24 protein-coding genes are annotated in these 21176 nt (G+C 67.3%); 8 read left to right on the top strand and 16 right to left on the bottom strand.

Features of this window, described 5'->3' with window-relative positions; all coding sequences use genetic code 11:
• The 6 genes from JF886_RS15810 to JF886_RS15835 form a co-directional block, all read right to left on the bottom strand.
• The coding region (locus JF886_RS15810) for a hypothetical protein (protein WP_337314191.1) at positions 1-346 on the bottom strand (346 nt) is incomplete at its 3' end.
• A 33-nt stretch (positions 347-379) separates the two neighbouring features.
• Positions 380-556 carry a DUF1272 domain-containing protein gene (locus JF886_RS15815; RefSeq protein WP_337314192.1) on the bottom strand — a complete coding sequence of 59 codons (177 nt, stop codon included), beginning with the start codon at positions 554-556 and terminating at the stop codon, positions 380-382.
• Positions 557-563: 7 nt separating this feature from the next.
• The gene (locus JF886_RS15820) at positions 564-1427 is read right to left on the bottom strand and encodes a beta propeller repeat protein (RefSeq protein WP_337314194.1); all 864 of its coding nucleotides are present in this window, start codon (positions 1425-1427) and stop codon (positions 564-566) included.
• Positions 1417-2289 carry a CPBP family intramembrane glutamic endopeptidase gene (locus tag JF886_RS15825; protein WP_337314196.1) on the bottom strand — a complete coding sequence of 291 codons (873 nt, stop codon included), beginning with the start codon at positions 2287-2289 and terminating at the stop codon, positions 1417-1419. Before JF886_RS15825 ends, JF886_RS15820 begins: the two co-directional genes overlap by 11 nt.
• Positions 2290-2615: 326 nt before the next feature.
• On the bottom strand, positions 2616-3845 hold the full coding sequence (locus JF886_RS15830; protein WP_337314199.1) for an HNH endonuclease signature motif containing protein: 1230 nt from the start codon (positions 3843-3845) through the stop codon (positions 2616-2618).
• 249 nt (positions 3846-4094) lie between these two features.
• Positions 4095-4388 carry a hypothetical protein gene (locus tag JF886_RS15835; RefSeq protein WP_337314201.1) on the bottom strand — a complete coding sequence of 98 codons (294 nt, stop codon included), beginning with the start codon at positions 4386-4388 and terminating at the stop codon, positions 4095-4097.
• Positions 4389-4709: 321 nt separating this feature from the next.
• On the opposite strand from JF886_RS15835, the gene JF886_RS15840 reads away from it, so the two are divergent.
• Positions 4710-5762, top strand: coding sequence for an alpha/beta fold hydrolase (locus tag JF886_RS15840; protein ID WP_337314203.1), 1053 nt, complete (start codon positions 4710-4712; stop codon positions 5760-5762).
• Positions 5763-5786: 24 nt separating this feature from the next.
• On the opposite strand, the gene JF886_RS15845 is transcribed toward JF886_RS15840, so the two are convergent.
• The 5 genes from JF886_RS15845 to JF886_RS15865 all read right to left on the bottom strand — a co-directional run bounded on the left by JF886_RS15845 (position 5787) and on the right by JF886_RS15865 (position 8820).
• Complete coding sequence (locus JF886_RS15845; protein WP_337314204.1) at positions 5787-6203, bottom strand: type II toxin-antitoxin system VapC family toxin; 417 nt, start codon at positions 6201-6203, stop codon at positions 5787-5789.
• Positions 6200-6511, bottom strand: a complete 312-nt coding sequence (locus JF886_RS15850; RefSeq protein WP_337314205.1) for a hypothetical protein — start codon at positions 6509-6511, stop codon at positions 6200-6202. The genes JF886_RS15845 and JF886_RS15850 overlap by 4 nt, the downstream gene beginning before the upstream one ends.
• Before the next feature lie 57 nt (positions 6512-6568).
• Positions 6569-8281, bottom strand: coding sequence for a sialidase family protein (locus tag JF886_RS15855; protein ID WP_337314207.1), 1713 nt, complete (start codon positions 8279-8281; stop codon positions 6569-6571).
• A 99-nt stretch (positions 8282-8380) separates the two neighbouring features.
• Positions 8381-8605 (bottom strand): type II toxin-antitoxin system HicA family toxin, encoded by a 225-nt coding sequence (locus JF886_RS15860; protein WP_337314209.1) that lies wholly within the window; start codon positions 8603-8605, stop codon positions 8381-8383.
• Positions 8602-8820 carry a type II toxin-antitoxin system HicB family antitoxin gene (locus JF886_RS15865; protein WP_337314211.1) on the bottom strand — a complete coding sequence of 73 codons (219 nt, stop codon included), beginning with the start codon at positions 8818-8820 and terminating at the stop codon, positions 8602-8604. The genes JF886_RS15860 and JF886_RS15865 overlap by 4 nt, the downstream gene beginning before the upstream one ends.
• Positions 8821-8947: 127 nt before the next feature.
• On the opposite strand from JF886_RS15865, the gene JF886_RS15870 reads away from it, so the two are divergent.
• On the top strand, positions 8948-10231 hold the full coding sequence (locus JF886_RS15870) for an adenylosuccinate synthase (RefSeq protein ID WP_337314213.1): 1284 nt from the start codon (positions 8948-8950) through the stop codon (positions 10229-10231).
• A gap of 12 nt (positions 10232-10243) precedes the next feature.
• Here JF886_RS15870 and JF886_RS16975 read toward each other — a convergent pair whose 3' ends face one another.
• Together JF886_RS16975 and JF886_RS15880 are read right to left on the bottom strand one after the other, a co-directional pair.
• Positions 10244-10633 carry a hypothetical protein gene (locus JF886_RS16975; protein WP_502711444.1) on the bottom strand — a complete coding sequence of 130 codons (390 nt, stop codon included), beginning with the start codon at positions 10631-10633 and terminating at the stop codon, positions 10244-10246.
• 77 nt (positions 10634-10710) lie between these two features.
• Positions 10711-11259: an IS1096 element passenger TnpR family protein gene (locus JF886_RS15880; RefSeq protein WP_337314217.1), complete on the bottom strand. Its 549-nt coding sequence runs from the start codon at positions 11257-11259 to the stop codon at positions 10711-10713.
• A 52-nt stretch (positions 11260-11311) separates the two neighbouring features.
• On the opposite strand from JF886_RS15880, the gene JF886_RS15885 reads away from it, so the two are divergent.
• The 4 genes from JF886_RS15885 (at position 11312) to JF886_RS15900 (ending at position 14852) form a co-directional block, all read left to right on the top strand.
• The gene (locus tag JF886_RS15885; RefSeq protein WP_337314219.1) at positions 11312-11590 is read left to right on the top strand and encodes a type II toxin-antitoxin system VapB family antitoxin; all 279 of its coding nucleotides are present in this window, start codon (positions 11312-11314) and stop codon (positions 11588-11590) included.
• The gene (locus tag JF886_RS15890) at positions 11587-11988 is read left to right on the top strand and encodes a type II toxin-antitoxin system VapC family toxin (RefSeq protein ID WP_337314221.1); all 402 of its coding nucleotides are present in this window, start codon (positions 11587-11589) and stop codon (positions 11986-11988) included. Before JF886_RS15885 ends, JF886_RS15890 begins: the two co-directional genes overlap by 4 nt.
• Before the next feature lie 127 nt (positions 11989-12115).
• Complete coding sequence (locus JF886_RS15895) at positions 12116-14314, top strand: hypothetical protein (RefSeq protein ID WP_337314224.1); 2199 nt, start codon at positions 12116-12118, stop codon at positions 14312-14314.
• 49 nt (positions 14315-14363) lie between these two features.
• Complete coding sequence (locus tag JF886_RS15900; RefSeq protein WP_337314226.1) at positions 14364-14852, top strand: hypothetical protein; 489 nt, start codon at positions 14364-14366, stop codon at positions 14850-14852.
• Positions 14853-14861: 9 nt separating this feature from the next.
• Here JF886_RS15900 and JF886_RS15905 read toward each other — a convergent pair whose 3' ends face one another.
• Positions 14862-15290, bottom strand: coding sequence for a hypothetical protein (locus tag JF886_RS15905; protein WP_337314228.1), 429 nt, complete (start codon positions 15288-15290; stop codon positions 14862-14864).
• On the bottom strand, positions 15287-15886 hold the full coding sequence (locus JF886_RS15910; protein WP_337314230.1) for a hypothetical protein: 600 nt from the start codon (positions 15884-15886) through the stop codon (positions 15287-15289). Before JF886_RS15910 ends, JF886_RS15905 begins: the two co-directional genes overlap by 4 nt.
• 92 nt (positions 15887-15978) lie before the next feature.
• Between JF886_RS15910 and JF886_RS15915 the strand changes: the two genes are divergently transcribed.
• A complete protein-coding gene (locus JF886_RS15915) occupies positions 15979-16944 on the top strand; it encodes a hypothetical protein (RefSeq protein WP_337314232.1) in 966 nt (321 codons plus the stop codon).
• 724 nt (positions 16945-17668) lie between these two features.
• Entirely contained in the window at positions 17669-19477 is a 1809-nt protein-coding gene (locus JF886_RS15920; RefSeq protein WP_337314234.1) for a DUF4012 domain-containing protein, read from the top strand.
• Between the two features lie 6 nt (positions 19478-19483).
• Here JF886_RS15920 and JF886_RS15925 read toward each other — a convergent pair whose 3' ends face one another.
• Positions 19484-21088, bottom strand: a complete 1605-nt coding sequence (locus JF886_RS15925; protein ID WP_337314236.1) for a tyrosine-protein kinase domain-containing protein — start codon at positions 21086-21088, stop codon at positions 19484-19486.
• Positions 21089-21176 lie beyond the last annotated feature (88 nt).

Genomic DNA, 21176 nt, shown 5'->3' on the forward strand with positions numbered 1-21176 from the left:
CTGCGTGCACCGGCTGCCGCGGGCGAGACGGCGCCGGCGCCGCGTCGGGCGCCGAGACCTGGGCGACGCGGGCAGGGATGTCGCCCGGGGTGGCGGCGATGCGAGCCGTGGGTGGGGTGAACTTCATCAAGAGCACGACGACGCCGCCGAGGGCAAGGGCATCGACCTCGACGGCGTCGGCGGCCTGGCTGCCCCACTGGTCGGCCGTCCGCCGGGAGCTCTCGAGGTGCTCAGGACAGAATGGGATGGTGAAGTCGTCACCCAGGGCGACCTCGTGCCGGGCCGCTCGACCGCATGCTTTGCCGTCGACGTGTGCACTGCAGTTGTGCTCCCTCTCGCTCGCCACGACGGCAGGTCGGTCCGCGGCCCAGCCGACAGCTCAGGTGGCGCGACGTGGACGCGCGACCAGCTCGCCGCCGCAGTTGGGGCAGACGTCGTTCATGTCGTGCGCGCACTGCCGGCAGAAAGTGCACTCGTAGGTGCAGATCGAGGCGTCGGCGTCGGGTGCCAGTGGTGCGTTGCAGCGCTCGCAGGACGCGCGCATCTCCAGTGCCATCACCGCATCATGGCAGCGTGCGACGCAGGCCGAGCAGCGCCGCGGCGGTGGCGAGCAGCGCTACCAGCGCGATGCCGAGCCAGCGCAGGTACAGCGAGGCGTCGTGGTACACGGGCGGCGCGGGGAACGCCTGGAGGTGATGGACGAACAGGCCCTGGTCGGTGGCCGCGTACAGCGCACGCGCGGATGAGTCCGTCGCCAGGGCGAGCACGTGCTCGGGGAGACCGGGGTCGGCGCGGATCCAGTCGTCGCCGCCGTCCTGGCTGATCAGCACGCCGTAGCCGTCGGTGCCCATGTACACGGCGGCGGACAACGGCTGTGTGAATGCAGCGAGCGATGTGACCTGGGGCGTGCCCGACAGGCCACCGGCGGGCAGGAGGATGAACGACGTCGCCCACCGTCCCGACTGGTCGCGGCGCCACACGTGGTTGTCCCTGCCCACTGTGACCACGACGCCCGGCAGCGCGGCGGGCGCTGCGATTAGGTGGGCGGAGTCGCCGAGGAAGGGCGCGCGCGGATCGGGTGCCGGGGACTGACCGGTCTGTGCGGTGAAGACGGTGCCGTTGCGGATCTCCCAGAGCGTCTTGGGCTCGGCGGAGGGATTCAGTGGCCCCTTGAGGATGTGCGGCTGGAACGAATGTCCGCCGTCGCGGGACATGTACTCGCCGGCGGCGGTGGCGGCGACCAGGGTGCCCGAGTCCACCTCGACCGACGTCACACGCTGGCCCGCGAACGCGAGCGGCTGCCACCACGGCTGGGCGGCGTGCGCGGTCGCCGGGAGGGCCAGGAGCAGGGCGGCGGGCAGCACCGTGAGCGGCGCGGCGGGCAGCAGCGCGAGGAGACGTGCTGCGTGGTTTCGTTCAGTAGCCATACAGCCCCGGGATGACGCCGACGGTGACGGCGATGTCGGCCACCGCATGGATGACGATGGCCGGCCACAGCGACCCGGTGCGCTGGGTGACCCAGCCGAGGACGAAGCCGAGCACGATGGTCACCGGGACGAAGGCGGCGCCGGGGCCTTGGTACACGACAGCGATGTGGGCGAGGCCGAAGAACGCCGCCTGCCCGAGATTGGCCGCCCAGGGCGGCGCCACGCGGTCGAGGGCGCCGAGAATGAGGCCACGGAACTGCAGCTCCTGGGCGAACGACTGCAGCACGCTCGCCGGGCCCTGCAGGGGCAGGTCTCGCGCCAGGGCGACCGGGGCGATTCCCTCGCGGCCGAGAAGGGTGGCCGGGAGCAGCATCACCACGGCGACGAAGACGGCGACGCCGACGATGGTGGCGATGAGTGCGGTGGGTCCGAAGCGGCGCAGGCGCAGTAGCGGGCGCAGCGTTGATGGGGAGGTGCGCACGGCCAGGACCGCGACCACCGCGGTGAGCAGCGCCTCCGCGGCCGAGGCGAACAGCACCTGGGTGTTGAAGTCGAACCGGCTGCCTGAGATGTTCTCGATCCACTGCGGGCCGCCTGCGAAGACGCTGAACGCGGCGGTCATGGCGGCGACCGCGAGGAGGATTGGGCGCACGGTGGCGAATCGCGACCACACGAGCGCCACGAACGCGAGGGCGATGGCCACGCCGGTGAGGCGGAGCACGTAGGGGTCGACGCCGACCGGGTCGCTGAACAGCCGTGGCAGCAGGAGGGTTGCGCCGAGCGCGGCGGCCGCGATGGTCAGCGCCGCGGCGGAGGGCCACCACAGCCGGCTGCGCACGGTTGCCGGCGCCGTCTGGTTCACCAGGCGCGCCGGCGGCGCATGGTTGTGGGTGCCGTCTTGTTCATCAGGCGTCTATACCCGACGCCGGGTCGCGGTCATCGCCCCAGAGTGCCGGGTACGCAGACCGAGGGCTTGACGGAGGTGACGGCCGGGCGAAGGGACTGAGGCGAAGGGACTCCGGGCGATGGGGGACTCCGGGCGGAGAGGAGGGACTCCGGGGGGCGCGAAGGGACTCCGGGCGAAGGGACTCCGGGCGAAGGGACTCTCTCCGGGCGGAAGGACTCCGGGCGAAGGGACTGAGAGGATCACGCTGCCAGCAGGATGACTCTGGGCGCAGGCCCGAGGGATCACGCTGCCAGCGGATCGTCCGGCAATCGGGCCAGGGGGCGCGGCGGCATCGCAATGATTGTCCCGTCGTCGCGGCGTGCGATCTGCCATTCGCCCTCGTGCACCAACCAGTGGTGCTGGTTGCAGAGGAGTACCAAGTTGTCGAGATCGGTGGCACCGCCACGAACCCAGTGCACCACGTGGTGCGCGGCGGTCCATGACGCAGTGCGCTCGCAGCCCGGCCAGCGGCAGCCCTTGTCGCGCACGTTGAGCGCCTTCCGGGTGGCGCCGGCCACGACGCGCTGCGAACGACCGACGTCGACGATGGCGGAGTTGACGTCGACGAGCAGGCGGGTGATGGTGGCGTCGCAGGCCATCCGCTGCACGCTGGCGGCGGCAATCACGCCGGCATGCTCCAGCTCGCCGGCGGGGGCACCCACCAGGTCGCGCAGCGTCTCCAACGTTGTGGTGACCTGCAGGTGGGAGCGCTGACTGGCGCGCTGCGGGATGGTGCCCGTGTCCAGCGCATGGGTGCAGAGCTCCACGAGCGCGTCGGCGCAGCGCTGCTCGACGCGCCGACGGTCGTCGGCGCTCGTTCTCGCGGCAAGTGGCTCGAGCGCGGTGCGCACGACGGCGCCGCCCTCAGCATCGAGGTAGCCGATGAGCTCGAGTCCGCCATCGGTCAGCGACCTCATGCGCAGTGAGCTCCACTCTCGTTCCTGGTTCTGCTGCGCCAGAAAGTCCTCCCGGTCGGCCGCATGGCGCGCGTGAGCGCACTCGATCCGGAAGCGCTTGAAGGAGGTCGACGCCTCGGCCTTGGCGAGCAGCACGGTCTCGTCGAAGGTCGACGTTGCGGTTGATGAGCGGCCGATTCCCTCCGCGGTGCCGGCGATGAGACCGAGGTGGGCGAGGCCGATCCGGTTGTCGCGCAGCGCCTCGACACTCCTCTCGAGCGACGGTGCCATCTCGCCGACGCACACGGCGGTCACCGCCGCGCCCCCGGTCATGTGGCAGTGCTCGCGCATCCAGGCGTACGGGCTCGGGTCGCCGTAGCAGTTCTCGTCGTACTCGCGGGCGAACCGGGCCGCGTCGCTCGCGAAGTCCAGCTCGAGCCGGTTGATCACGGCACGTTTGCGGATCAACGAGGCGGCGATGTCGAGTGGGTCGGCGCATGGCTGCGCCTCATCGACGAACGCGCGCACCGCGAACTCCAGCGCGCTCAGAGCGGGCGATGCGAGGCCGAAAGACATGCCTTGATCGTAGTGAACAGGTGTTCGCTATGCAAGGCCAAATGCCTTGCTAGAGCTGGTTTTTACAGACTTGCGACAAGGGGTTTGGATGTCACAAGTGTGTAACGCGCACCTGTGGATAACACGGCCGTCGGGCGGACAACCGACGGACCGTCGGTACGCCGCGAAGCACGGAGATCGCGACGGCAGCACCAAGGCGACGCCGGCGATGGCGATGGCGATGGCGATGGCGATGGCGATGGCCTTGGCCTACGCGAAGGCGAGCTCCACGCGCTCGACCGAGGTGTGCGGCGACCATCCGGACAGGATGCCGCGAGTGGCCGAGGACCCAGTCGCGAGGCTGGGGTTGGCGGATGCTTCAGCAATGATGTCCATTGCGTGCGGTACATCGAGGCTGGGGTCGCCAACTGCGACGAACTGGAAGGAGACGACCATCTCACCCCTTTCGACGTTGGCGACGATCATCGGACCCTGGGCTTGCGGGTGAGCCTCCAAGGCCTTCATCAAGCCGTCAGCCATCTGCTCAATGAGCTCGCGCGGCATGTCCGGGCGTCTTGGAGATGGAGATCAGGGTCACGCCGTCCGGCGCGTAGTCGCCTTGTAGTGGCCGTTGCCCTCGACGCGCCACCCTGGCGTCGCCCGTATGGCCGCAATGATGCGCTCGATCTCTCCCAAGATTGGACACTGCTCGGAAGTCTGGGCAGGCTAACGGGACAGGAGGCGGACGAATTGAGCTCGCCCGGACGCGCGCTTGACGCGGGCCCGTACGGCTTCGTGTTGCCGGCACCGGTTCCGCCCAGCGGTGGCGCGGCGGGCTGATTTCAGCGCTGCGCGACGGCGGACGTGCCCGCTACGCTGATCGGCATGGCGGCGCCCCGCGAGGTGGAGATCGAGGCCAATGGTCTGACGTTCGAAACGCTGGTGGCCGGCCCCGAGAGCGGCGAGACCGTGATCCTGCTGCACGGCTACCCGCAGAGCGCGGGCTCGTGGAGCGACACCATGGAGTGGCTGGCGGGGCTCGGCTACCAGTCGATCGCGCCCAACCTGCGCGGGTACTCGCCCGGCGCCAATCCGCGCGACGCTAGCGAGTACCGCATGACCGACCTGGTGGCCGACGTCATCGGCATCGCCGATGCGCGCGGGGTCGATCGCTTCCACCTCGTCGGGCACGACTGGGGCGGCGCGCTGGCGTGGTCGGTGGCGGGTGATCATCCGCAACGACTGCTCAGCCTGACGTCGATCTCCACCCCGCATGGCGCCGCGATGCTCGAGGCGCTGCGCAGCTCTACGCAGTCATTGCGCAGCGTCTACATGGGTTTCTTCCGCATCCCGCGCGTGCCCGAGGCGATCATGCAGTTTGCCAACTACCGGCAGCTGGGGCTCAGCCTGCGCGTCACCGGGTTGCCGAGCGCGTCGTGGAAGCGCGACAGCCAGCAGTTGCGCCGCGTCGGCATGCGCGGCCCGCTCAACTGGTACCGCGGCGCCACCAAGGGACTGCGTCCGCGGAAGATCTCCGTGCCGACGCTGTATGTCTGGGGACGTCGTGACCCGTTCCTGGGGCGGAAGGCGGCGACGTTGACCGCGAAGTACGTCACCGGGCCGTACCGCTTCGAGGAGCTCAAGGCCGGGCACTGGATCCCCGACAACAACACGGCCGACCTGCGCCGCATCCTCGGTGAGCACCTCGAGGATTTCGGCGCACCGGCTGAGCCGGTCAGGCGGCCCGCGGCTGCGGCGACAACGGCAACGGCGACCGCGAGCGCGGCGAAGCCCTCGTCAGCGAAGACCGAGCCGGCGAAGGCCGAGCCGGCGAAGGCGGCTGCCAAGCGCGCCACCGCAAAGCCCCCGAAAGCGGCGGCGCCGAAGTCCGCGGCGAAACGCGCACCGCGAAAGAGCGGCTCCAAGCCGCCCAGCTGACCGCGAGGCGGCAACGGTTCGCAGCTACACCATGAGCTGGACGGGGAGGCCCACCGAGCGCGCGTTTCGAGCCAGCTTCCCATCGAGCGTCCACAGCTCGGTGTCGAGCCGCAGCGCCAGGTCGACGTAGGCCGCGTCGTAGGCGCTGCGCCGCTCGAGCAGCCGGGCGATGGCGACCAGGGCGCTGCCGCTCGAGGGCGGGTGAAAGGTGAGGTCGAGGGTGTCGGCTGCCGCCCAGACAGCTTCGCTCCGAGCGGGCGTGATCTGGCCGGCCTTCTCCATGCCCGTCAGCGCGCTGGCAACCTCGTACGTGAACAGGTCGGGCACATGGAGATCCTCCCCGTCGCGCTTCCAGCGATCGAACCAGCTGCGGGCGGCCTCACCGGACGGGGGGACTGCGAGGAGGCGCACGACCGCGTTAGCGTCGACGACGAGGCTCACCCCGGCGGCGCGTACCCGAGCAGGTCAGCTCTCTCCGCCTCTCGCTCCGCCCGGGCACGACGGATCTCCTCGACGCCGGCGATGGCCGGTTCGTCGGCAGGCGCGAGGGCATCCAGCGCAGCGAGCGCCTCGTGGAACTCGGCCAGGCTGTGGCGGCGCGAGCCCGGGGTTGCGCTGAGGCCGCTGCGCAGGAGCACGCGCGCAAACACCGCCGGCTTCAGCCCCAAGCCATTCGCCTGCCTGGTGAGGTTCGCGTAGTCCGACTCGGACACTCGCAGGGAGATGAGGCGCTGCTTGTTGCCTTCCACACAGGAAAGTATAGCCGACAAGGTGCTATTAGCATCTGCGCCGGGGTTCCCGGCTGATCAGGCGACGAGGGCGCCCCGGCGACGGCGACGGCCGAGGCCGACAGCTCCGATGGCGAACACGGCTCCCAGCGGCAGCAAGGCCGCCAGCGGCACCTCGGGCGTGATGACCGCGGCCCCGGCGCAGCCGAGGGGAGCGGCGAGCGCCTGGCCACCCGTTTGGTTGACCGCGTCGGTCTCCAGAGCCCCGTCGGTGAAGCTCTGCGGGACAGTGTGGGCCACCGACGTGTTCTGGTCGGCCCCATAGGTGACGTGGGCGAAGCCACCGCAGTCAATAGCGACGCTGATGAAGTCGAGCAGGTGGCGGTCCGACGCGCCGCCGCAGACGATCCCGTTGGTGCAGATCGTGCCGTAGTGGCGGTAGTTGGCATCGATCGCCTGCGGCGCCGACCAGGTGGCGCCGCCGACGGTGTTGGCGTTGGTGGTCTGGCTCATGTACACCTTCCAGTTGCCGGTCACCGGGCAGCTGGTCGTCGCCGGCGGAGTGGCCGCCGGGCACGCCTTGCCGTTCTGCCCGTCCATCCCGACGTAGGTGGTGCCGTCCTGGCACGCGGTCACCTGGCCGGTGCTGCCGCACTGGCCGTTCGGCTCCCCAGTGTTCGCGGGATCGCCGTACCAGACGGCGTCAATGTTGCCCGCGCCGCTGACCGCGAAGGAGGCCAGGGTGTGCGTCCCGGCGGCGTCGGTGTCGACGCGGTACGGCCCGTTCCAGGTCTTCCCCTTGTCGGGCGACCAGACGTAGTACACATGGAAGGGGTTGCTCAGGACATGCTTGTCGTCCGCGGTGCCGCTGAACATCGCGTAGTAGTTGCCGGCAGCGTCGACGGCGAAGTTGCCGAAGATGTTGGCGTAGTTGGGCGCCTTGCCACCGGTCGTGTCCGCATGGAAGACGGTGTGGGTGGTGAGATACGTGGTGCCGCCGTCGGTCGACTGGGCCAGGTAGTAGTCGTGCAGCGGCCCGTAGGGCGGGTGGGCGGCATTCTCAGCCAGAGTCGAGCACGAGTACATGAAGTTGAGGGTGTTGCCGGTGGCATCGGTGGGGTCGACGACGAAGTAGCGAGCGGGCACGGTGTTCTCGGCGCAGTCCGACACCGAGGTGTTGGTGAAGGCGTGCGTGCAGCTGACGAAGGTGATGCCGCCATCGGTCGACTTGCAGACGATGGGGATCTCGCCAACGAAGTCGTGATAGGCGAGGTACACCGTCGAGGCGCCGTAGGCGGTGAGCCAGGGACGGTCGTCCTCGTAGGCGGTGGGGAAGCCGGTGTTGAAGGTCTTGCCGTGGTCAGCGGAGACCTGGACGAAGGAGTTGCTGACGTTGAGGTCGGTGACGATGACGTTGCCGGTGTTGGCGCCGGGGCCCGGCTGGACGGTGACGTCAGTGTCTCCGCCGTGCGTCGGCTGCGCCGTGTCGATCTGCACCGGGGTGCCCCAGCTGGCGCCGCTGTCGTACGAGTACCACTCGGCGGGACCGCTGGCGGTGCCGTTGGGGCTGACGATGTACATCTTGCAGTTGACGCCGGCAGTGCACGAGCCGTAGTCGATGGCCAGCGAGGGCTCGCCTCCCGTGCTCGACGGCAGCTTGATGGGAGCGCCGAACGTGGGCGGCGTCACGGCGCTTGCCCTGCCGACCGGGGTGGAGGCCACGCCGGTGAGGGCGATGCCGAGGGCGAACACGCACAGGAGCAATGCCCGTGCTTTGGACAATCCGTGCATGGATCGGACCTCCGGCTCTGAATTCCCTTCCTGTCGCGCCGAGGCCGCGATCATAGGGTCCGCGCCCCGTCCCGGGCAAGTGGACCAGGTGACGCAGTGTCAGAGAAGCTTTCGAAGGTCGTCTCTGGTCAGGCCGGCTTGCCTGAGAATGGAGGCCAGCGTCCCCTGGGCGAGATCGTCGTGGAGCGGAACGATGGGTCGCATCCCGGTGACCGGATGTCTCATCTTGACGTGGTCACCGCGCTGACTCTGTGGCTCGAATCCGGCCCGCTTGAGCGCCTTGACGACCTGGGCGCCGGAGAGTGAGGGCAGCTTGTCGCTCAAGCAGGGATCGGGAGTTGTACGTCGAGAGACGCGAGCAGGGCATGAGTATCCGTACGGGCGGGAGCGGGGGCGTCCTCAAAGTAGAGCTCGAGGGCTTCGGTCAGATTGGCCAACGCCTCCTCGACGCTGTGCCCCTGGCTGGCCACCTCGACCTGGACGCAGCGCGCCACGTACCAATCGTCTTCCTTCCAAACGACCGCATTCAGGTGTGTCATTGCTAGAAAGTGTATCGACAATCCAGTTCGCAGGTGTCGCGGCGCGACCACGGTATGCGCAAGAGAAGGCGCCTGAGAGCTTGGTCGGGGCTGATCGCCGCTCGCCGCTGGTAGGCTTGCCGCCGCAGTGAGCGTCACCATCCTGGTGGGCGGACAGTGGGGCGACGAGGGCAAGGGGAAGGTCATCGACCTCTTGGCCGATCGCGTCGACATGGTGGTGCGCTCACAGGGTGGAAGCAACGCCGGACACACCGTCGTCGCCGAGGGCAAGGAGTACAAGTTCCACCTCATCCCCAGCGGCGTGCTCAACCCGTCGACGGTGTGCGTCATCGGCCACGGGGTGGTGGTCAACCCCAAGGTGTTCCTCGAGGAGGTGGACAACCTCCACGCCGAGGGAGTGAGCACCGACAACCTGTTCATCAGCGAGCGCGCCCACATGGTGATGCCGTATCACCCCGAGCTGGACCGCCTCGGCGAGGTGCAGCGCGGCGACGACCGCCTGGGCACCACCGCGCGCGGCATTGGCCCCGCCTACGAGGACAAGGTGCGGCGCATCGGCTTTCGCATCGGCGACCTGCAGAAGCCGGCGTTCCTGGAGAAGAAGCTGCGCTTCGTGCTCCGGCTCAAGAACGAGGCGCTCACCAAGCTGTATGACGCGGAGCCGTTCGACGAGGGCGCCATCCTCGACGAGTACCTCGGCTACGCGGAGCGGCTCGACCCGCTCATCCGCGACATCTACCCGATGGTCCGCGACGCCATCGCACACGACCGCAAGATCCTGCTCGAGGGCGCGCAGGCGATCATGCTCGACATCGACCTCGGCACCTACCCGTACGTCACGTCATCCGCGCCGACGGCGGCCGGGGCGTGCGCCGGGAGTGGGATCGCCCCGTCACGGGTGGACAAGACGATCGGCGTGTTCAAGGCGTACACGACGCGCGTCGGCTACGGCCCCTTCCCCACCGAGCTGACCGACAGCCTCGGCGAGCGGCTCCGCGAGGTCGGCAACGAGTTCGGCACAACGACCGGGCGGGCGCGGCGTGTGGGCTGGTACGACGCGGCCGTGGCCCGCTACGCGGTGGAGACCAACGGAATCGACTCGATCGTGCTCACCAAGGTGGACGTGCTCGACGAGGTGCCGACGCTGGGCATCTGCACGGGCTACATGTGGCGTGGGGAGTACTGGGACCACCCCATGGCGAACATCTCCCACCTCAAGCACTGCGACCCGGTGTACGAGGAGATGCCGGGGTGGATGACGTCGACGCGCGACTGCCGCAGCTACGACGACCTGCCCCCGCGATGCCGCGCCTACATCGAGCGGCTCGGCGAGCTGTCCGGTGCGCCGATCGACGTCGTCTCGATCGGGCCCGACCGCCAGCACACGGTGGTGCGGCGCGACCTGCTGTAGAGCGACGCGGGCTCAGACCGCCGCGTAGATGGCTGGTCGGTACTTGGGCGGTGGGATCGGCTTGCCCTCCTCCAGAGCGGCTTCGAGCCACGCCTGCTTGGCCACCAGCACCTCAGTGACCGCCTCGGCAGGGGTGTCCCCGAAGGCCGAGCAATACTGCAGGTCGGGGATGTCCGCAACCCAGCCCCCATCCTCCGTCGAGTAGAAGACGTTGATGTGGTAGTCGGTCATTCCTTGGTCTCCACACGCAAAGAGTACCTCTCGGCGAGCTCCACAACCTGACGCACCTGATACGGCTTTGCCTCTCCGTCGCGGTCTTGGATGCACCAGCTCGGGCACGTCAGCTCGGCTGTAGATGTGATGGCTGCCCCGGCTGCGGACAAGGTGAAAGCCCAGCGCCAGGACGAGGCGCTGCAGGTCGGCAAACCGGACGTTGCTGACGTTGCCTCGGGCGGCTCGGTCGAGTAGGTCGCGCGGCTTCACCGGCCGCCGCCGAACGCGGGTGGACCCCACCCCGGCCGAAGGGAGGGCAAATCAGCGAGCCGGGGGTCCCGTGGGAGCGACGCCTCCCCGTCATCGCCTTCCCAGCGGCGCCGATACTGGTCGGGAATGTCGCCCCAGCCGTCGTACGGCAGCGGGACGGCGGGAACGATCCCGAGCTCCTCGAGAGGGTCGATCCGTTCAGAACCGACGGTGCACACATGCGCCCAGTCATCGCCGAGATCGAACACGTAGACGAACTGCTCAGCCGGACGCAGTCGTGAAAGCCTCACCCGGCCATCGTCTTCGGTGACCACCTCCTCGATGTCGTCGTCTGCATCGGGCATCGCCAGCCGGGTGCCGTCAGCGAGGGTGAACTCGTGGAGGTGCGAACGATCCCATCGGGCAAAGGCGTCACCAATTGCGTCGGCGAGTTGGGCGAAGCTGTGGCGGGGCGCGGCTGCAAACACGCGCCCTGGCCGGGGCCACTCCGGCTCACCGTGACCCTCCACGAGCTGCACGTGGAGGGACAACCAGGTACGCGCCATGCGCTCTTCTCCAGTGGGTTCGAGGTGGTAGGGGTAGAAAGGTGCCTCGCTGATGGTAGAATTCACCATGGGCCTGAACATCAAGAACGCTGAGGCCGAGCGCCTGGCACGCGAGCTCGCCTCCGCCACCGGCGAGAGCGTGACCCGCGCCATCACAGTCGCAGTCCGCGAGCGCCTCGATCGCGTGCGGCGAGAGGATGAGAGTTGCGCGCAGAGGAGGGCCGCTCTTCTGCGAAAGATCGCCGAGGAGGCCGCACCGCGGTGGGTCGAGCCATATCGGAGCACGGACCATGGCGACCTCCTCTACGACGATTCTGGCCTGCCCCTTTGATCGTTGACACCTCGGCGATCATTGCCATCCTGCGCGGCGAGCACGACGCTCAGCGCTACATCGACGCGCTCGCAAGCGCGCAGACGGCACGCATCTCGGCCGGAACCTACATGGAAACCGCCATCGTCGTCGACACAAACCGGGATCCCGTCTTGAGCGGCCGCCTCGATGACATCATCGCCATAACGGGCCTCGCGGTCGAGCCGGTCACCCAAGCGCATGCAGAGATCGCTCGAAGGGCGTACCGCGACTTCGGCAGAGGCACCGGGCACCCGGCTGAACTCAACTTTGGCGACTGCTTCGCATACGCCTTGGCGCGTGCAAGTGGCGAACCCTTGCTGTACAAAGGCGGTGACTTCGCCAAAACTGACGTCACCCCTGCACTTCTCGACCCGTGAGCTTGGAACGCATCCGCCGGTAGAGGGTGGTTTGGACAGACGTGGTCTGACATGCGATAGTGCGGGCGGCGCGCTGGGCACCCCCGGTGGGGCGGCACGGTGGCAGGGAAGGAAGGGAGGCGAGGCGATGAGCACTCATCGGAACGGTCACGTCGCACACAGGCGCCGTCGTGCGCTCTTTCTGCCCGCGGCGGCGGGCTTGGCGGGTGTGCTGCTCACCACCACGACGACCGTGCACAGTGCCTCGACTGCCCCCGGCTTCGGCACGCCTGTGGCCAGCGGCATCCAGGGCAATGGCTTCGAGCAGGATCTGCGCCTCGACACCCAGAGCGGGTATTTCTACACCAGCGCGCCGCAGTCACTCTCGTCGACGATCAGCGACGTCTGGCGCTCGTTCGACGGTGGCCAGACCTTCAAGCTCATCCCCGCCTCCGTCCAGCCCGCCGGCAAGCCGCTCACCTGCGCCGGGGGCGGCGACAGCGAGCTCGCCGTCGACAGCGCTGGGAGCCTGTTCTTCAACGACCTGACGCTGGCCAACTTCAGCACCGCGAGGTCCGACGACCACGGCACGAGCTTCGGCGCCAACGTCAGCTGCAACGGTGTGCCGGACGCGGGGGTGGACCGCCAGTGGTACGCCGTCGACGGCAGCGTCACCAACGGCGGCTACCTCAACCTGGCCTACGACCGCGTCGCCCAGAGCAGCCCCACCCAGACGCCGGTGGTCTGTCCGAACGGTTCCCCGGCCGGCGCGACCCAGAACGTGCTGGTGCTGGCCCAGTCGCCGCTCCTCGCCGGCATCCAGGCGGGCGTCAACTTCGGGCCCTCCCAGTCGCTGAGCTGCGACGAGGGCATCATGGGCAACAACGAGTTCTTCAAGTACGCCGATGGCAAGCGGGTGTTCGTGGTGCACGACAACGCCGCCTTCAACTCGGTGAGCATGGCCCGCTGCGACGAGGTGGGCGTCTCCGTGGCCACGCCGACCGGCTATGCCAACTGCCAGGACAAGCTCATCTCCAGCTTCCCCACCGCCAAGACCGGCGGCAACTTCCCCACCATGACCGTCGACCGGCAGGGCCATCTGTTCGCGGTGTGGGAGCAGGCGCCGATCACTGGCGCCGCGATCACCGGCAACACCCAGCTGATGTACTCCGTCTCGAACGACGAGGGGAACACGTGGTCCGCGGCAGTGCCGGTGCCCACGCCCGGCCTCAACAACGACGTCTTCGCCTGGCCGGGAGCGGGCGACAACGGCGCCGTCGACGTCGCCTTCCTCGGGACGCCGGCCACCTTCCAGGGCACGGCCGGCCCGGACAGCACCACCGGCGACTGGAGCGTGTACATGGTGCAGTTCCTTCCCGGCGTGGGCTGGTCCGCGCCGATCCTCGCCAGTGAGCACCACATCCACCACGGAACCATCCAGACCGTGATCGGTGGCCAGACCGGGCCCGACCGCACCCTCGGCGACTTCATCCAGCTGCGCATCGGCAGCCAGGGCGAGGCGAACATCTCCTACTCGGACTCCAACAACATCGACGAGGCGAGCACGCCCGAGGCGATGTTCGTCCGTCAGAACTCCGGCACCAGCGTCTTCCCGCCGGCAACCGTCTCCGGGACGCCGGCCCCGACCGGGAACTGCACCAACGACGCTGCGGGTGACGGCACGTTCGACAGCAACGCCACGGTGGGCGCCAACCAGCCCAACCTCGACCTGCTCCAGGCCTGCATGGCCATGCCCGACTCGACCCACTACCAGGTCACCATGAAGGTGGCCGACCTCACAAGCCTCGCTCCCACCGCCGGCAGCGGCGGTACCACGCTGCTGTGGCAGACGCAGTGGCACGTGCCCTCGTCGACCGACCCGCACGGTGGGGCTCTCTTCATGGTCTACATGGAGTCGGTCGCCGGACAGGCGCCCACCTGCTGGGTGGGCCAGAACGCGACCACCGCCGTCGGCGGCGGCGTCGCACTGACGTACCCGGGATCGACGCAGCTCACCGGGACCGCGTGCAGCTACACGCCCACGGCCCCGGGGACGATCACCATCACCGTCCCGACCGCAGCGGTCACCGAAGCGGGCGCCATCAACAACATCCTCTACACGGTGACCGCCTCCACCCAGTCGCTGGGGAGCGGCAACGCGGAGACGCCCCCCTCCGTCGGCGGCATCGGCGGCCAGCTGTTCAACCTCCTCGACGTGGCCCCGGGCTTCGATTTCAACCCGGCGATCAGCGCAGCGGTTCCCGAGGCGCCGTGGACCGCGCTGTTGGTGGTGGCGGCCGGGGCCGCGGCGGTTGTGGGGGTGCGACGGCGACGACGGGTCGTGTGAGGCGACCGCGACTACACTGCGCACCCTCGCCGTCCCGTCGGAGATTGCAATGCGTTCGATCGTCCTGAAGCTCGCGCTCCCGGTTCTCGTCGTTGGCCTGGCGGCCTGCGGGAGCAGCAACAACACGACCACCAACACCCGAACCGCGGCGGCGGCCACGCCATCTGCCGCCGCCGGTTCAACGAACGGGGCCGATGCCATCTGCGCGACCTACAACACACAGATCAACGCGGTACGGCCCACGCCGGCCGCTGATCCGAGCACCGCGGATGCGGCGACCCTGCCCTCGATCGCAATGTGGATCGACCCAGTCCTGATCATGGCCATGCAGGAGCAGCAAGCCCTGGGTGCGGCTCCGGATGCCGGCTCGCTCAACGCATCGTTCGCCGATGTGGTCACAACCTTCCACGAGGCCGGCATCGCCGCCAAGGGCACTGATGACGCCGCTTTTCAGACAGCGTGGGCCAACTTCATCGCGGCTCAGAAGACGTTCTTCACCGCCGCCACGGCCGGCAACTTCCCGAACTGCGCCAAGTAGCGTCCGAGCTCAGTTGGGCGGGTCGGCGAACCTGGCGACGGTGGCGCCGATACTGAGCGGCACGTCGAGCGCGAACATCACCAGCATCAGGCTGAGGATGAGCAGCGGCGTGCCGCTGACGTGGTTGTGGATGAACGAGAACTCGATCATGCCGGCGATGACCGCGTAGGCCAGCAGGGCCCACCGCGCGACGCGGATGAACAGCGGCCAGGCGAAACCGCGGTGGCGCGCCAGGAGGAGCGCGCTGACCACGAACAGCGCGGCGCTGGCGACCAAGAGCGCCACCGGCAGCGCGTAGGAATCGGCGGTGCGGAATGTGGCCACCATGTAGATGCCGCCGGTGAGCACGGCGCCCAGGGACAGCACCGTCAGCACGGTCACCGGCGGGAAGCGCGGCGCGTTCAGGTCCGTGATCGTGGCGGCTGGCAACGTGGTCATTGCGTCGTGATCCTGGTCATGATCAGCAGCGTCGCCACCTGCATCACACCCGTGATCCCAGCGGAGTAGATGAACCGCTTCATCAGCCGGCCGATCACCTCGCCGTTGGGCCGCGGCTTGTTCATCTCGAAGAGCACAGCGATGTTGGCCGGCTCGAGGAACCCGAGCGCGACGGTGGCCATGACCCCGACGACGATGAACGACGCTACCAACCACCCGTGGTTGATGCTGTTGGGGTCGAGGTTGCCGAGGCCAAACGCCACCTGGAAGCCCGAGGCCAGAGTCATGACCACCAGCGTGGGCATGATCAGCACCATCATCGGCATGAACTTGGACGAGAATTCTGCCCGAGCCGGGATCGACAGCCGGCCGAGGATGGGGCCGACGACGAAGCCCACGAAGAGGTCGATCCCCGTCCACAGGCCCCCGCCGGCGACGTGGTAGAACATGAGCGCCCACTGCCAGTTGGCGGCGATGGACACGACCAGGAAGGCGAGGATGACCCCGACGATGGGCAGGCCCTTCAATGGAACGACCTGGATGTGGGGACGCGGACCGGCGCCGGCGTGGGAGGGCGCGATCCCTTCGGCGGTCATGACAGCCATGGTGGAAGCCCCCTGGTGCGGGAATACTGCGGCCGGATGGTCCCACGGCACGACCGGGACTGGCAACGGCGTGCGGCGCTGACATGGTCGACCCTGAGTCCGTCCGGGTGCACAATCTGGCTGTCGGGCAGGTGGCCGAGTGGCTGGTGTGGACCCGGTTGGTCAGTACGTCAGGCGGAGACCTGCACGTCTTTCTGCCACTGGACGACCGGGGCATCGACGGCATCGTCCACCGGATCTCGACCGACGCCTATGCCCGTGTGCAGGTGAAGGGACGTAGCGTCCATCGGTACCGCGGTATCGAGATCCAGGTGCGTGACGACGAGCTGGTTGACGATCGGGCGGTGATCGTGGTGGTCGACATCGACCTCGGAGCTGTGCAGTTGGGACGCCACGCGCTCGTAGTCGACGTGCCCGCGTTTCGCGAGCTGGCCCACCGGCATGTCAACAAGGCGGACATCACGTACGACGCCGAGGTGACTCTGCCACCGCCGCCGGACAGCCCCTGGGCACAGTGGTGCGTGCCGGTCGAGGAGATGGGCGATCGACTCCTGGCGCCCGCACCCGTGCCGGCGCTGCCGGGGGAGGAACAGGCGATCGCCAGCAAGCGCCTGGGGTACCGGGCGGAGATGGAGCTGCTGCGGCGCGCGGCCGACTCACCGAGCCTCAATGTCTTCAAGGCCTTCCCGGACCTCGAACCGAATGAGTACCTCATGTACGACATCGAGACGCGCGGCCTGATGGGGATCCAGGTGAAATCGGTGACCTTCCAGCACGGCGCGAGCGAGGCACAGGTGTCTGTGTACCGGCCTGCTCTGCGGCCCTCGCCCCACACGTGGTTCGTGATCTTCCTCAAGCCGCAAAAGTCGACGGCTTTCGTGGGCCACTGCGCGGTGGTGCCTTCGCAGGTGGTTGCCGAGGCTCTGGCCAGCAACGAGGCGCATGGCAAGCTGGCGGTGACCCGGGAGCTGACCGGCCGCATGGCCCCGTGGCGGGTCGAACTGGCCGACCTGGGTGCGCGGCTCGTTCAGCTGACTGTTGGCGTGTGATGAGCTGGCTTGTGCCATGCGGCGACCCGCTAGAGCGCAAGCTGGGCCCGGCTGATTCGCACGGCCGGGGCGGACAGCACTGTCGCCGACATGAGCCTTCCAAAGTCAGTAGCAAACAGCGGTTCACCGATGGCTGCTTAACGGCTTGCGTGCCCCCGCTGGCTGGACGCCGCCTTAGGTCGCAACATCGGAACACTCGAAGACCTTTCAGCCACCGGGCATTGGTCAACCCTGAGGTGTTCCTTGAGGAGGGCGACAACCTCTGCGCCCACGGGGTTAGCACCCACAACCTGTTCATCAGCGAGCGCGCCCACATGATAATTGCCATAACCCCGAGCTGGACCGCCTCGGCGAGGTGCAGCGTGATGTGCGACCTGCTCAGCCGCGGAGGTTTTGGGATCATCCGTGGCAGGCCATGGTCAGTGACCTTGTGGCCCGGCTATCCGAGCTTGCAGTGGAAGCGAAGACCGCTACAGCAGTCGTGGTGCTGCTCTGACGCGGCCGGAACGATGTGTTCTCGCGACGGGGGCGCTCGGTATCGGGGGCCCGTCCGGTGCGCGACGATCAGACTATTAAGACACCCCGGACAGAGGAAATAATGCCGCGGTCTAGAAGCTCTCCTGCCGAGGTCGGCGCGCCCCCGCCAGAAGGTAGCACCCAGCGCCGCCAGAAGCGGAGCCGTTGGCGTCGGCATTCGCTTCGCTTCCGATGGCTGTGGGTCGCCTTGGGCTTGATCGCCTTGGCCACCGTTATCGACGTGGCCGCACGGTATGTGCCGGCGGTTCAGGCGGTACAACATGGGCGCGACGAGGTGACGCAGGCAGAGGCGCTGCTCACCGGTGACTTGGCGCATCTCAATCAGGCACGCCTAGACCAAGCGCGTGGTCTATTCGTCGACGCGCAGCAGGACTTCGGCCCACAGTCGGCGGTGCTCGCCAGCGGCTGGATCGGGGGTGTAATCGGACACCTCCCTTTCCTGGACAAGCAGATTCAGGCTGCGCGGTTGATCCGAATCGCCGGACAGGACGGCGCGGTGGCGGCAACCGACGTCGTGGATTTGCTAAAGCAGCTAGCCCCCAACGCCCCGTCTGCTCAACCGCTCTCCCAGCGACTCGCGCTCTTGGCGCAGGACCGTAAGGCGGACCTTATTGCACTCTCGACGAAGCTCGCCGATTTGCAAGCCGACGTCGCCGCGCTCCCTGACGGCATGTTGCTGGGGCCCTTGGACAGTGCACGAAACACGTTGCGAACCCAAGGCGCGAAGGTGCTAGCAGCGGCCCCCCCCGCAATCGGATTGCTTCAGGCACTCCCAGCAGCGATTGGCCGTGGCCAGCATACGTACCTGATACTTCTCGAGAACCCTGGGGAAATGCGCCCCGGAGGGGGATACATTGGTGCGGTGGGTCAGGTGACCTTCAGCGGCGGAGCCCTGACCAGCGAAACGTTCCGCGATTCAACCTTCAGCGATCCGCTCGTGCGAAACATTCAGTCGCCGCGCCCGTTTGACGTCTACCTACAACATGGGGCGCCGTGGAATATGGCCGACGCTGATTGGTCACCGGACTTTCCGACCGCCGTCGCGGACGTGGAGCGCTTCTACGTTGCGGCCACCGGGGTCCACCCTGACGGTGTGATCGCTGTAGACCCAGTCGCACTCGGCGGGATACTGGCTATAACGGGGCCGATCCGTGTCCCGTCATACCCCCAGGTGATAACCAGTGCGAACGCGCTCACCGAATTGAACTACATCACTAATCACGCCCGCCCAGGCGACCCGGGGAAGGTTTTTCTGCCGCCGTTTGGGCAGGCCGTTGTAGATCGGCTGCTGCATGCGACCGTGGGTCAAGCGCCTGGCATCGCTTCTAGCCTGCAACGGTCAGCCAAGCAGAAGCATGTGGAGGTGTACTTCACTGACAGGCACGTCGAGGACCTGGTCCGCGGAGCCGGCTTCGACGGCGGTGTGCGGACTCCCCTTGGCGATGCGCTCGAGGTTCTGGACGCGAATCTTTCTGGAACCAAGGCCGACCTATATGTCTCGCGATCTCTCGATTTGCAGGTCATGGTAGGCGATGATGGACAGGCACACGATCGGTTGGCGATCAGCTACCGCAATCCTGTTCCATCGACGCCCGCCGCTCGAGCGCTCGAAACGACTTCCGGCGGTGACTACCGCGACTACCTACAAGTACTGGTACCTGAGACGGCTCAGTTTGACACGCTCATGGTTAGTGTAAACGGGGGCAAGGCAAGGGAGGTCGCGCCCGAGGCCATAACATACGTGTTCCAGCGTCAAGACATCGCGTACTGGCTCATCGTGCCCAAGGGCGGAAGCGCGACGGTCACGATGACGTACGAAGGCCCGTTTGCCGACATCAGTCGGTCGCCGACGGCGTACGCCCTCAATTGGGAACGCCAAAACGGCGCCCTGACGTGGTCGATCAGCTTGTCCGTAGCGATGCCCCGAAGCATCACTAGGCGCTGGAATACGGACCTCTCCGTGGACAGGGCTTGGTCGTTGACCGGAGGCAGCTAACGCCGCTTAGGGCCGTGCGATCGCCTCATCAGCCGACTTGGCGGCTGCGCCGGTCGTCTCGAGGGCCGATGCCGACGACGTCGGCGCCTGCTCGTAGTAGTAGTAGCTGGCGAGCTGCCGGTCCTTTGCCTTGTTCAGAACGACGCCCAGTACCTTGGCCCCGACATTCTGCAGCGAATCGATGACCGCCCGAGCGTCGGCGGCGTTGGTCTTGCCCGACTCCACTACGAGAATGACACCGCTGCTGTGAGCCGCGACACTAAGAGCGTCTGTCAAGGCCTGAGCTGGGGGAGTGTCGATTATCAGTATGTCCCGCTGCTTCTCCAGTCCATGGATGAGCAGCCGGGTTCGGCGAGAGGCGAGAAGCTCAGAGGGGTTCGGCGGCAACACGCCCGAGGTAAGGACTGAAAGATTGGCGTAAGTGGTCTCATGGCGGCCATTCAGTACCGGATGGCCGGTTGCAGCCGCTGCCAAGAGCATCTCGGACAGCCCTTGGGTGATCGGCTTGCTAAAGATCCGATGCTGATTGGGCCGATGCATGTCCGCATCTATCAACAGCACCGACTTTTCGCTGCTCGCAAGCGATACAGCGAGGTTCGACGCAGTTCGCGTTTTTCCCTCTCCAGGGCGGGCGGAGGTGACCACTATGGTCTTGAGCGGGCTGTCGAGCTCGCTGAATAGGAGGTTTGTGCGAAGACGCCGATAGGATTCACGAGCGCGCTCCTCGTGTCGCTGGTCTCGCGGCGCGCCGGGTCGGGAATTGAAGCGCGGCACAGTTGCCAAGCAGGGCACGCCGAGTCGCTCGCGAACGTCGTCCTCCGAGTCGAGACCCTGATCGAGGTACTCGGCCAACGTGGCTAGGCTGAGCGCCACGATCAGTCCTGCAACGACCCCGAGCGCAACGTTGAGCGCCAGTTTTGGAGAAGAGGGTTGGTTGGGTTGTGAGGCGGGAGCAGCGACTGACACGGTTTCGAGGTTCTGCGCCTGGGTCGCTCGGAACGTGCCGTACGTGGCGGTAAGTGTGGTCAGCTGCGCGGAGTTCGCAGCTATCTCAGCCTTCACTCCCGTCGTATCCTGCCCCCGCGGCGCATTGGCGAGCTGACTCTCTTCCTGCGCGATGCTCGTATTCAGCGCGTTGATCTGCCCTTGGAATGCTGCGCCCGCCTGGTTGATTCGTTGGGTGTTCTGCTGGGTGACCTGGTCTACAAAGTCAGCCGTGAGCGTGTTGGCGATTCGCGTCCCCAAGGCTGGGTCAGGATTCTGGACGGTCACGTTGACCAACTCTGCGTTCGTGACCGGCGTTGCGATCACATTGCGCGCCAGTTGTTCTGTGGTTACGTCTAGCTTGAGCTCATTGATGACCCTCTGAAGGATCGGAGGCTCCGCCATTAGGGTCGCGGCCGTCGCGGTGACCTGGTCCGGGTTGAGTGACACTCCGGTGTTTGCTCCGGCTTGTTGCGGACCCGCCACCACTAGAACGGTGGCCTGTGCCTCGTATATGGGCGTCATCCGGCGGGTAAGCGCATACGCCACGACGCCACCTACGAGCGTAATAAGCACGACCGGAACCGTCCAGCGCCGGACGAGCTTGCGGAGCTTTTGGGGGTCCAATTCGGGAGTTGCCTTGTGGGGCCGTCGCACGGAGCGGCCAGAATTGATGCGTTCGTGGTTCGCCCGAAGGCCATTGTAAGGGGGGTGC

It is taken from the genome of Candidatus Aeolococcus gillhamiae (assembly GCF_016464765.1).
In the GTDB taxonomy this organism is placed as follows: domain Bacteria; phylum Chloroflexota; class Dormibacteria; order Aeolococcales; family Aeolococcaceae; genus Aeolococcus; species Aeolococcus gillhamiae.